The sequence below is a fragment of the Methylobacterium symbioticum genome (assembly GCF_902141845.1).
Classification (GTDB): Bacteria; Pseudomonadota; Alphaproteobacteria; order Rhizobiales; family Beijerinckiaceae; genus Methylobacterium; species Methylobacterium symbioticum.
On record NZ_CABFPH010000013.1, the window covers coordinates 79,100 to 89,316 of the forward strand.

At 71.7% G+C, this 10,217-nt stretch carries 7 protein-coding genes; 1 reads left to right on the top strand and 6 read right to left on the bottom strand.

Annotated elements, in window-relative coordinates:
* Positions 1–87 precede the first annotated feature (87 nt).
* Complete coding sequence (locus MET9862_RS07125; RefSeq protein ID WP_244612609.1) at positions 88–2,529, top strand: esterase-like activity of phytase family protein; 2,442 nt, start codon at positions 88–90, stop codon at positions 2,527–2,529.
* Positions 2,530–2,620: 91 nt separating this feature from the next.
* Here MET9862_RS07125 and MET9862_RS07130 read toward each other — a convergent pair whose 3' ends face one another.
* The 6 genes from MET9862_RS07130 to hpnA all read right to left on the bottom strand — a co-directional run bounded on the left by MET9862_RS07130 (position 2,621) and on the right by hpnA (position 9,884).
* Entirely contained in the window at positions 2,621–3,436 is an 816-nt protein-coding gene (locus tag MET9862_RS07130) for a phosphorylase (RefSeq protein ID WP_244612610.1), read from the bottom strand.
* Between the two features lie 355 nt (positions 3,437–3,791).
* Positions 3,792–5,789, bottom strand: coding sequence for a squalene--hopene cyclase (shc, locus tag MET9862_RS07135; protein ID WP_142582411.1), 1,998 nt, complete (start codon positions 5,787–5,789; stop codon positions 3,792–3,794).
* Between the two features lie 44 nt (positions 5,790–5,833).
* Entirely contained in the window at positions 5,834–7,123 is a 1,290-nt protein-coding gene (gene hpnE, locus MET9862_RS07140; protein ID WP_142582424.1) for a hydroxysqualene dehydroxylase HpnE, read from the bottom strand.
* On the bottom strand, positions 7,120–7,971 hold the full coding sequence (gene hpnD, locus MET9862_RS07145; protein ID WP_142582412.1) for a presqualene diphosphate synthase HpnD: 852 nt from the start codon (positions 7,969–7,971) through the stop codon (positions 7,120–7,122). Before hpnD ends, hpnE begins: the two co-directional genes overlap by 4 nt.
* Before the next feature lie 12 nt (positions 7,972–7,983).
* A complete protein-coding gene (gene hpnC / locus MET9862_RS07150) occupies positions 7,984–8,859 on the bottom strand; it encodes a squalene synthase HpnC (protein WP_142582413.1) in 876 nt (291 codons plus the stop codon).
* Positions 8,856–9,884: a hopanoid-associated sugar epimerase gene (gene hpnA, locus MET9862_RS07155; RefSeq protein WP_438616603.1), complete on the bottom strand. Its 1,029-nt coding sequence runs from the start codon at positions 9,882–9,884 to the stop codon at positions 8,856–8,858. Before hpnA ends, hpnC begins: the two co-directional genes overlap by 4 nt.
* Between the last annotated feature and the right edge of the window lie 333 nt (positions 9,885–10,217).

The window sequence follows — 10,217 nt, forward strand, 5'->3', positions numbered from 1 at the left end:
GCCGCAAAGGCTGACGCGGGGGCTGGGGCAATGGTGGTACGGATTTCCGCGGCGCGCGCCGCGGGCTCATTGGGGCTGCTCGCGATCATGGCGGGGCCCGCAACGGCGCAGTCGATCACGGCGACGCGGCCGAACCTGCAACTGGCCGACGAGCCGGTCTCCGCCACCCTCAACGGCACGACGGTCACGAATCTCGGTCTGCAGGGCGTCGGCCGCCTGCCCGCCACGACGCGCGACTTCCTCGGCGACACCCTGGGCTCGTTCTCGGCCCTGGCGGTGGATCTCGCGAGCTGGCGCCGGGTCGGCGACACCTATACCGGCACGCTCTTCACCCTGCCGGACCGCGGCTACAACAATCCGGATGGCGGCATCTTCACGGACTATGCCGGGCGTCTCAACCGCTTCAGGCTGAGCTTCACACCCGATCCCGGCGCTAACCTGCCGCAATCGACCGCCTCGCAGCGGCAGATCACTCTCACGCCGGATGGCGGCCTCGTGCTCACGGACGCGCTCGGCCGTCGCTTCAGCGGGTTCGATCCGGGCACGGGCACCGTCACGCAGCTCGGCGCGGTCCTGCCCGCGGCCGCGACGGGCGCGAGTGCCGGACGGATCAGCCTCGACGCCGAGGGTCTCGCCCGCCGCCTCGACGGATCCTTCTACGTCAGCGACGAGTACGGCGCGAACGTCTACTATTTCAGCGCGACCGGTCAGCTTCAGGGCGTGCTCGGCGTGCCCGAGGCGCTGCGGCCGCGCACCAACGGCCAGCTCAACTTCAACTCGCTCAGCCCGCCCGATACCGGCCGGCGCAACAACCAGGGCTTCGAGGCGCTCTCGCTCACGCCGGACGGCCGCAGCCTCGTGACGATCCTGCAGAGTGCGCCGCTTCAGGATTCCACCGCCAGCCAGCAGACCCGGGCCAACACCCGCATCCTCGTCTACGACATCGCGGCCAACCCGGTGCCGAGCGCGCCTGTGCGCGAATACGTGCTGCAGTTGCCCGTCTACCGCGACACCGGCAACGGACAGGCGCCGAACCGGACCGCCGCACAGAGCGACATGATCGCGCTCAACGACACCCAGTTCCTCGTGCTCGCGCGCGATTCGAACGGGCTCGGCACCGGCAACACCACGCCGATCGTCTTCAAGAGCGTGCTGCTCGTCGACATCGCCCAGGCGACCAACATCGCCGGCTCGGCCTTCGACACCACCACGACGCCGGTGGCGCCGGGAGGCGTGCTGCGCCCCGACATCCGGCCGGTCCAAGCCACCGAGGTGGTCAACCTGCTGAACCCGGTTCAGCTCGGCCGGTTCGGCATGAACCTCAACACCAACCCGGCGACGCAGACGACGCTGTCGGAGAAGTTCGAGGCGCTCGGCCTGGTGCCGGTGCTGAGCGAGCGGGCGCCGAACGACTACTTCCTGCTCGTCGGCAACGACAACGACTTCCTGACCCGCCAGGGCAGCATCAACGGCCAGAGCTACGATGCCGGCATCAACAACGACTCGGTGCTGCTCGCCTACCGCCTGACGCTGCCGACCTATGTCGATCCGCTCTCGCTCGCCGTGATGAAGCAGACGGCGCCGACCGTGCTGCAGGGGCTCGGCGGCGCGACCCTGGGCTTCGCCGCCGCCTCCACCCGCGGCGTGCAGGACCACCTCTCGGCCCTCCGCCGGGGTGCCGGCGGCGCGGGCGCCTGGGCCGGCCAGGGCTGGGCCCTCTGGATCGGCGGCGACGTGGTCTTCGCCGATCAGCCGCGCAACGGCGGCCTCACCCTCGACCGCACCATCGCGCAGGGCACGGTCGGCCTGGACCTGCCCTTCACCGGTCCCTGGCGGGCGGGCCTCGCGGTCAGCGGCGGCGGCGGCACGCTGAGCCGTCCGGGCGGGTTCAGCCAGGAGCACAGCGCCGTCACGGCCTCGGCCTATGCCGGCTATTACGGATCCGATTTCTACGCGCAGGGCATCGTCGGCGGCGCGCCAGAGGTCGGCCTCGACCGGATCCGGCGGCCGGGCGCCTACGGTCTCACCGCGTCCGGCCGGACGGTCGGCAACGCGTTGGCCCTCGACGGCGAGATCGGCGTGCCGCTCCAGGTGGAGAGCCTGCGCCTGACGCCGTTTGCCGGGATCACGCATCTCTCCGGGCGGATCGACGGCTTCACCGAGACGGGGGCGGCCGGCAACAACATCGCCTATCGCGGCCTCGTCCTGCTCCAGACCACCGCGCGCTTCGGCGCCGAGGCGGCCTTCACCGGCTTCGGCGACCTGATTCCCTCGATCCGGCTCGCCTACAACCGCGCGACCGGTCCGCAGGGCAGCTCCGCCACGGTGCGGCTCGCCAGCGTCGAGAACAGCCTCGCCAGCGCCGCGGTGGCGGTGCCCTTCCTGCGCGACGACTTCGTCACTGCGGGAGCGGGCCTCCAGGGCAGCCTCACCGAACAGCTCGGCTGGCGCGTCGACTACCAGGCTGCGATCGGCCCCCGCACCGGTGTCGCGCACGGCGTCACGGCGGGCCTGCGCTACCAGTGGTGAACGGGCCGGCGCCCCGCGGAAGCGGGGCGCCGGTCAGGACGTGCGTCGAAGCGACATGCGGGACGCTGCCGGAGACCCGCGCGGCTCGGGCTCAGGCGGCCTCGGGCAGTTGCTCCGCCTGGGGGAGGGGAATGCCGAGCCCGGGACCGAGCAGGGCCCGGCAGCGGGTGAGGGCGGCGAAGGCGGCCTTCGAATCGCGGGCGAGGCGGACGAGGCCGCCGAGGCGGGCGTCGCCGCGGGCCAGCGCCATCAGCACGGCGAGAATGTCCGGCTCGCCGTTCGGCTTGAGCGCCTGGGCCGCGAAGGCCGGCAGCGCCCGATGGGCCGGATCGCAGACCACGCGGATGGCGGCGAAGGGCAGGCCGTGCCGCGCGGCGAAGGCGGCCGCCACGTGCGATTCCATGTCCACGGCTGCGGCCTGGCTGCGCGCCCAGAGGTCGGCCTTCCCGTCGAGGGTCATCACCGCGGCGTCGACGCCCGCGAGGTCGCCGGAGCGGACGGCGAGGCCGGGCCGGTCGAGGCGGGTACGCAGAGCCTCGGCCACGGCCGGATCCGCGGCGTAGCGCGTGTCGCCCGTGACCACGCCCGTGGCCACCACCACGTCGCCGGGGACGAGGTCCGGATCGAGACCGCCCGCGATGCCGATGCTGACCACGGCGCGGCAGCCGGCCTCGGTGCGGCGCGCAAGCAAAGCGGCGAGGCGGGCCGGGTTGCCGCCCGCACCGACCGCCTCGACGCCGGGCCCCGAGGCGAGGCGCCCTTCCTTGGCGAGGCCGGTCACGGCGAGAACCGGGAGTCCGAGCGGCGCGGGGCCGAGAAGGTCGCGCACGCGGGCGGGCTGGTCAGGCTCGGCGAGGGGCATGGAACCCAGGAGGCGGCAGGAGCGGGCGTGCGGCGCGCACGCCATCGGGAATGCAGTCTTCATACCAGCCCGATTGCGGCCGGCCTGTGGCCGCAGGGTCACAAGGGCGAATCGACTGGCTTCCCGGAACCGCTCGTCTTGCCGTTGCGGATGGCGCCGCCGGCGGATCGACGATGGGGAGCTGCCTCAGCGACTGTCGGGAGACAGGATCGACCCCGCCGGACCGAGCGCGGGTCCCTCTCCCAAGCGGGCCAGGGTGAGGGTCGAGAACTGTCAGGACGGAACTGAGCCGGCGCCATTTCGCCGTCGCGACTGGTCCGGAAAATTCTCATCCCTCGCCCCCTCTCGACCGGAAGAGGGGGACGCGTCGCGGATCCTGTGTGTGTCCGGAAACCCGGCCTCACATGCCGAACTGGACCTGCCGGGAATTGCCGCGCTTCAGGTTGCGGTAGCGGGCCATCGCCCAGAGCGGGAAGAACTTCGGATAGCCGTGGTAGCGCAGGTAGAACACCCGCGGGAATCCGGTGGCGGTGTAGCGCTCCTCGTTCCAGAACCCGTCCGCGCCCTGCGTGCGGGTCAGGAAGTTGATGCCGCGGGTCACCGCCGGGTCGTCGGCGTCGCCCGCCGCCATCAGGGCGAGGAGCGCCCAGGCGGTCTGCGAGGCGGTGGAGGAGCCGGGCTCGAAGGCCGGGTCGATCTTGTAGCTCGACGCGTCCTCGCCCCAGCCGCCATCCGGGTTCTGGATGCGGATGAGCCAGGCGGACGCCTTGCGGATCTCCGGGCTCTGCGGGTCGACGCCGGCCGCGTTGAGGGCGCAGAGCACCGACCACGTGCCGTAGATGAAGTTCATGCCCCAGCGGCCGTACCACGAGCCGTCCTCCTCCTGATCGTTCAGGAGGTAGGTGACGCCGCGATCGAGGGCCCGCGAGGTCGCCCGGGTCTCGCCGAGCTGCGAGAGCATCGAGACGACGCGGGCGGTGACGTCCGCGGTCGGCGGGTCGAGCAGCGCGCCGTGGTCCGAGAACGGGATGTGGTTGAGGTACATGTGGTTGTTGTCGGCGTCGAAGGCGGCCCAGCCGCCATCCTTCGACTGCAGCCCCTCGACCCATTCGCGGGCGCGGGCGATCGAGGCCTTGTAGTCCGGCATGCCGGCCACCAGCCCGTGCTGGCGCATGGCGCGGTCCATCGCCATCACGACCACGGCGGTGTCGTCGAGGTCCGGGTAATGGGCGTTGCCGTACTGGAAGGCCCAGCCGCCGGGGCGCACGTCGGGCTTGGCCGCGGCCCAGTCGCCCTTGATGTCGAGGATCTGGCGCGGCTTCAGCCAGTCGAGCCCGTCGCGGGCCTGCGCCTCCGCCTCGCCGCCGCCGGCTTCGAGCAGGGCGTGGCTCGCGAGCGCCGTGTCCCAGACCGGCGAGACGCAGGGCTGCACATAGGCCTCGTGCGGCTTCTCGACGACGAGCTTCTCGATGGCGTCGCAGGCGATCCGCACCTGCGGATGGTCGGGCGGATAGCCCATCACCTCGTACATCAGCACCGAGTTGACCATGGCCGGGAAGATGGCACCCAGGCCGTCCTCGCCGTTCAGGCGCTCGCTCACCCAGGCGCGGGCCTTCTCCATGGCGCGCTTGCGCCGGCCCTTGGGGAAATAGTTCTCGGTGAGCTGGAGCAGGCGGTCGATGAAGCCGAAGATCGGCGTCCACGGCCAAGTGGCGTGCGGGCTGGCGGGCCAGGAGCGCACGGAGTTCGGCGGCGTGACGAACAGCTCCTGCACGCCGATGCCGCGCGGGTTCTTGGCCCGCGGCTTCGTCGCCTGCAGCACGAAGAGGGGCACCATCACGCAGCGCGCCCAGTAGCTGACCTTATCGAGGTGGAAGGGGAACCACTTCGGCAGGAACATCACTTCCACCGGCATCACCGGCACCGCATTCCACGGCACCTCGCCGTAGAGGGCGAGCAGGAAGCGGGTGAAGACGTTGGCGTTGGCCGCGCCGCCGCGGGACAGGATCGCCTCGCGGGCCCGGCGCATATGCGGCGCCTCGATGTCGTCGCCGATCATCTTCAGCGCGAAATAGGCCTTCACGCTGGCGCTCATGTCGAAAGGCCCCTCGTGGACGAGGGCCCAGCCGCCATGCGGCCCCTGCGTGCGGCGGAGGTAGTTGCCGATCTTGGCCTCGAGCCCTGCGCGCGGCATCGTCCCGCGGAACTGGTGGAACAGGACGTATTCGGACGGGATGGTGGCGTCGGCCTCCAGCTCGAAGCAGATATGGCCGTCGGCATGCGCGAGGTTGGTCAGGGCCCGCGTCGCCTGCGCGATGCCGCGCTCGACCGCCTCCAGCGAGATGTCCTGCGTCTTCGGCCGCTGCAGCGCCTCGATCTTGCTCACCGCCTCTCTCATCGTCCTCGCCTCTCGCAGTCGCAGCTGTGCGACCGTCCCATGCCTCAAGCCGCGACGCGCGTGCGTGTTGCACCGCACGCAAGGGCGCGCGCGGCGTTCCGTCCGGAGCGGATCGCTCCCTCAATCGTCGATGGCAGGCCGGTCGCGGTCCAATCGCCCGCCAGGACGAGATTCTCGTAAGCCGTCTCGGGCTTGGCCCGTCGCGCAGCCTCTTCCGGCGTCGCGGCGAAGGTCGCCCGCTTCTCCTTGACGATCTGCCAGCTTGGCAGTTCCGGAGCAAGATTGCCGAGCTTCGCGATCTCGCTCCAGATCTGCCGGGCGAGATCTTCGCGGGCCACGTCGAGCAGCCTGTCGGCGCCGCTGATCGTGACCGAATACCGGTCCGGATAGGCGAAGAGCCACTCGGTCAGCCCGTTCACCACGCCGAGGAAAAGCGGGCTGCCGTGCTTCGGAACCACGGCGAAATGCGCGTTCACGATGGAGCGGTAGCTCTGCGGCGTGGCGATTCCCGGCATCACCTCGGCCGCGACCCAGGGCGGCAGGGCGAGGACGACCGAGTCGTCCGTGCCGACCGCCACGGGCTCGTCGGAGAAGTCGAGGCGGGTGACGCGGCCCGCGGTCCGCTCCAGGCCGCGCAGGCGCCGCCCGAGGCGGATCTCCGCGCCGCGCCCCTCCAGATAGCGGATCGCCGGATCGACGAAGGCGGTCGAGAGGCCGTTCACCGCGATCAAGGGCCGGCAGGCGCGCCCGCCGGCGCCGAGGGTCTCGCGCAGGATGGTGGCCGCGAGGCCGACATCGCTCTCGCGCGGGTCGGTGTTGAGGGCGGCGAGCAGGACCGGGTGCCAGAGACGCTCGTAGAGCGTGCCGGTGCAGGGCATGGCCTCGCCGATGGTGCCGCCGGCGCCGTCCGGCTTGCCGGCCGCGGCCTTCAGGATCCCGAGCGGCGCGAGGTAGTCGCGGGCGCGGGTGCCGGGCACCCGCCGGGCCTGGCTCAGAACCCACCAGGGCAGGCGGCCCGCATTGGGGCGGAGAGCCCAGCGCTCGCCGGTCTTCAGGTCGGCGAAGTCGAACAAAGCCTCGTCCGGGCCGGTCAGGGCATCACCGGGCGCGCCGATCACCGTCAGGAAGTCGAGGGAATCGGTGTTGCCGGACAGGAGCAGGTGGTTGCCGTTGTCGATCGTCAGGCCGAGGCTCGGATCGAAATAGGAGCGGCAGCGCCCGCCGGCCTGCTTGGCGGCTTCGTGCAGGACGACGCGCTCGCCCCGCTGGCTCAGCGAGACGGCGGCGGAGAGCCCGGCGAGGCCGGCGCCGACGACATGCGTTGTGCCCATCAGACGATGCCGTGCCGCAGCGCCACCGCGAGGAGGGCGAGCTTGCCCGGCTTCACCCGGGCGCGGGGAGCGTCCCAGCCGCGCTTCAGCAGGGCGTCGAGATAGAGATGGTAGGCGGCGGCCATCAGCCGGGCGGCCTTGGTATGCGAGCGCGGATTGCGGCGGATGATCGTCCAGGTCGCGCGGTAATGCTGCTCGGCCTCCTTGGCGAGGCCGGCGCAGACCTCGCCGATGCGCGGATGGGCGATGGCCGCCGCGGGTGTCGGGTCGGTCAGGCCGATCGCGGCGAGGCGCTCGCGCGGCAGGTAGAGGCGGCCGCGCTCGGCATCCTCGTCGATGTCGCGCAGGATGTTGGTCAGCTGGAGCGCCCGGCCCTGGTGCCAGGCGAGGCGGATCCCGTCCTCCTCCGCCAGGCCGAAGATGCGCACCGAGAGGCGCCCGACCGCGCTGGCGACGCGGTCGCAATAGAGGTCGAGGGTGGCCGAATCCGGGGCGACGATATCGCTGAACGCGTCCATCGCCATGCCGTCGATCACGGCGTGGAAATCCTCGCGCTTCAGGCCGTAGCGCTCCACCGGCACCACGAGGTCGCGCACGCGGGCGGGCGGGCGCCCGGCATAGAGCGCGTCGATATCGGCCCGCCAGCGGTCGAGCTCGGCCGCGCGGATCTCGGCGGGACCGCCGTCGTCGGCGACGTCGTCCACGGCGCGGCAGAAGGCATAGACCGCGTACATCGCCTCGCGCCGGTCCTTCGGCAGCAGGCGCATGGCGGTGTAGAACGAGGAGCCCGAGGCCGGGAGCGCTGGGGCCTCGGCGGCGGGCTCACGGGCGGAGGTGGCGGCGGCGGTCATGATCGGTGTCTCTCAGGCCGCTGCGCGCCCGCGGAAGGGGCGGCGGGCCAGCGCGCCGGCGGCGGCGCCGAGCGCGATGAAGGCGAAGGCGGCCTTGCCGTGGTGGACCTTCTCGGAGAGCGGGTCGCGGGTCAGCAGGCCGCGGGTCAGCAGCACCGCGAGGCGGTGGATCGCGGCGATCTCCATCGACAGGCGGGTGTCGTCGATCCGGTCGGGGAGGGGGCGGCCCTCCTCGAGCAGCCCGAGGGTGCGCTCGGCCAGATCCCGGATCGCCGCGCGGAGCTGCGGCGTGGCCCTGGCCTCGCCGAGCATCTCCACGCGCGCGCCGTGCTTCCGCAGGGTCTCCTCCGGGATGTAGACACGGTCGAGCGTGCGGAAATCCTTCCCGCAATCCTGCAGGTGGTTGAGCACCTGGAGCGCGGCGCAGATGGCGTCCGAGGTCTTGTAGACCCGGGCCGGATCCTCGCCGTGCACGTCGAGGACGAAGCGCCCGACCGGCATCGCCGAGTAGCGGCAATAGTGGATCAGCTCGTCCCAGTCGGCATAGCGGTTCTTGCGCGCATCCATCCGGAAGGCGTCGAGCAATTCGAGGGCGTGCAGCGGCGGCAGGCCGCGCGCGGCGAGCTCCCGCTTCAGCGGCGCCGCCTCGGGATCGGCAGGGCCGGCGCCCGTCAGCGCATCGGCCAGCGCGTCGAGCATCGCGATCTTGCGTTCGGGCGACAGGTCCGCGTGGTCGGCGATATCGTCGCCCGCGCGGACATAGTTGTAGAAGGCGAGGATCGCCGGGCGGTGGCGCGGATGGATCAGGTGCGAGGCGACAGGGAAGTTCTCGTCGTTGTGCCCCTTGCCGGAGCGCGTCGCGGTCGCCGTGTCGAGGGCGGCGCTCATCGCAGATACCCCGCCTGGCGGAACCACTGAATCGCGTCGGACAGGCCCTCGCGATAGGGCCGCGCGCTGTAGCCGAGTTCGGCCCGCGCCTTGGCGTCGGAGAAGAACATCCGGTAGCGCGACATGCGGATGCCGTCGATCGTGGCGAAGGGCTGCTTTCCGGTGAAGCGGGCGGCCAGTTCCGCGAAGAAGGCGACCGGGTAGACCACGCCGCGCGGCAGGTTCACGGTCGGAGCCTTTCGCCCGACCATCCCGGCGATGTCGGCAAGCATCTGGGACAGGAGCACGTTCTCGCCGCCCAGGATGTAGCGCTCTCCGACGCGGCCCCTGCCGAGAGCGAGGAGATGGCCCATCGCCACGTCGTCCACATGGGCGAGGTTGAGGCCGGTGTCGACGAAGGCCGGCATCTTGCCGAGCGCCGCCTCCTGGATAATGCGCCCCGTGGGCGTCGGCTTCACGTCGCGCGGGCCGATCGGCGTCGAGGGATTGACGATCACGGCCGGCAGGCGGCTCTCCGCCACCATCTCCTCCACGACGCGCTCGGCCACGACCTTGCTGCGCTTGTAGGCGCCGATCGCGGTCTCGGGCGTCAGCGGCATCGTCTCGTCGGAGGGCGTGACGCCGTCGGCCGGCGGGCGGATCGTGGCGACGCTGGAGGTGTAGACCACGCGCTCCACGCCCGCATCGAGGGCCGCCTGCATCATCACGCGGGTCCCGTCGCGGTTGGTGCGGACGATCTCCTCCATGTCCGGCGCCCAGAGCCGGTAATCGGCCGCGGCGTGGACGAGGTAGCGCTGTCCCCGCATGGCGGCGGCGACCGCGGCGGGGTCGCGCATGTCGCCTTCGGCGATCTCGACATCGGTCCAGGTCAGGTTCCGGCGCGAGCTCGAGGCGCGCACGAGGACGCGCACAGGGAAGCCCGCGGCCCGGAAGACGTCGACCAGCGCCGAGCCCAGGAAGCCGGCCGCGCCGGTGATCAGCACGGGACCCGGCTCGGAGGAGCGGGTCTCAGTCGCCTCTGCCATCACGCTCGACATCGTCATGGAACGGGAAACACCTCACGGGGCTCGGCCGCCCTCGGAACATCCGCGGCCGGTCCGTGGTGCCAGGGGGCGGCGCCGCGAATCGTCGCGTGTGCCGCACCGCAATGCGGGCGCTTGTGTCACCGATCGGAGCCGGGAACAAGCGCGGCCGTCTCAACCCCGCCTCGACCCCGCAGCGGGGTTCAGGCGAGGCGCAGGCGCGAGCGTCCGTCCTGGCGCTCCGGCAGGATGTCTTTGACCTTTGCGACGATGGCGGCGGCGTCGAGGCCGGCCTCGGCATACATCCGCTCCGGCGTGTCGTGGTCCTGGTAGGTG